The 1,614-nt window shown below is 70.3% G+C and carries 2 protein-coding genes; both read right to left on the bottom strand.

The features are described 5' to 3' along the window. Positions 1-92: 92 nt before the first annotated feature. Complete coding sequence (locus ACIQOV_RS40730; RefSeq protein WP_401056094.1) at positions 93-812, bottom strand: MIP/aquaporin family protein; 720 nt, start codon at positions 810-812, stop codon at positions 93-95. A gap of 324 nt (positions 813-1,136) precedes the next feature. After that, on the bottom strand, positions 1,137-1,614 hold a 478-nt coding region (locus tag ACIQOV_RS40725; RefSeq protein WP_401056092.1), incomplete at its 5' end, for an IclR family transcriptional regulator.

The following is a 1,614-nucleotide window of genomic DNA, read 5'->3' as shown; positions in this document are numbered from 1 at the left end:
GGCCTGGGCTGGGTTTGGGGGTATCGGGGGTGGGTGGGCCTGACGCGCGTTGTCCGGTCAGTCCCCGTGTACGGCGGGGGCGAACCCGTCCTTTAGAACATGGCGTTGTAGACGCCACCGGCCGCGAGGCCGCCCAGGATCGGGCCGACGACCGGGATCCAGGCGTACGACCAGTCGGAGCCGCCCTTCTTCGGGATCGGCAGCAGGGCGTGCGCGATGCGCGGGCCGAGGTCACGGGCCGGGTTGATCGCGTAGCCGGTCGGGCCGCCCAGCGAGAGGCCGATGCCGACGACGGTGAAGGCGACCATCAGGGTGCCGGTGCCGGACTGGGAGAGGCCGGAGTTGGTGCCGATGGTGAGGATCGCGAAGCAGAGCACGAAGGTGCCGATGACCTCGGTGAGCACGTTCTGGATCGGGTTCCGGATCTCGGGGCCGGTCGAGAAGATGCCGAGGGTGGGCTCCTCGTTCGCGTTGAACTGGCCCAGGTAGGTGACCCAGACCAGTACGGCGCCGATGATCGCGCCGAGCAGCTGGGAGCCGAGGTAGAGCGGCACCTGGCTCCACTCGCCGCTCTTCACCGCGAGCGCGATGGTGACGGCGGGGTTCAGGTGGGCGCCGGACTTCGGAGCCGACATGTAGGCGGCGATGAGGACCGCGAATCCCCAGCCGAAGGTGATCGCCAGCCAGCCGGCGTTGACGGCCTTCGACTTCTTGAGGGTCACGGCGGCGCAGACGCCACCGCCGAGGAGTATCAGGGCGGCGGTGCCGAGGGTTTCGCCGACGAAGACGTCGCCGTTGGAGAACGCGGACACAAAGACTCCCTTGTCCATATGGCCCGGAGGGTAGGTGGGGGCAGGCGGCCGGTCGATCGCTGTGCGGATGAGCGCACTGTGGGAGCGATCTCTCCGGCCATCGTTCGACAATGTCGACCGTCATGCGGAAGCTTCCTCCCCAGGTCGCCCCCACGTCAAGGCAGGGTTACGCAGCTGTGACCCTCGCCTCGGCAGGTCCGTCGACGTTACCGAGCGGAGCGCCCCGAAACGGGACAAAACGCCAGAGGCGCGGACAGGGCTCCCGCCCGTCCGCGCCTCAGCGTGACGAATCGACGGCCCTCGGCGGGCCGTCCGTGGATGTGCTCAGAACCGCCCGGCGCCCAGGTCGCGGGAGATCGCCCGCGCCGCGCTGCGCACCGAGGCCACCAGCGAGGGCTTCACGAAGCCGTCCTCGCAGACCCGCTCGACCGCCCCGCTGATGCACACCGCGCCCACCGGGTTGCGCCGCCGGTCCTGGATCAGCGCGCCGATCGAGGCCACGCCCTCCCAGGTCTCCTCGATCGAGTCCGCCCAGCCGCGCTCCCGGATCAGCGCGCACTCGGCGTCCACGTCGGCCGCCCCGGTCAGCGTCCGCACGGTGTACGACTCGTACGGCCCGTCGCCCAGCTCCCCGCGCGCCACCGGGTCGTAGGCCACCAGCACCTTGCCCAGCGCGGTGCTGTGCAGCGGCTGCATCGAGCCCACCTCCAGCACTTGCCGGGTGTCGTCCGGCCGGAACACGTGGTGCACGATCAGCACGCCCTGCTGGTGCAGCACCCTCAGGTAGACCGTCTCCCCGGAC

Origin of the sequence: Kitasatospora sp. NPDC091257 (assembly GCF_044757675.1) — a bacterium.
Lineage (GTDB): Bacteria > Actinomycetota > Actinomycetes > Streptomycetales > Streptomycetaceae > Kitasatospora > Kitasatospora lactacystinica.
The sequence above is the reverse complement of the archived record's forward strand: the minus strand, read 5'-3'. Positions and strand labels throughout refer to the sequence as shown.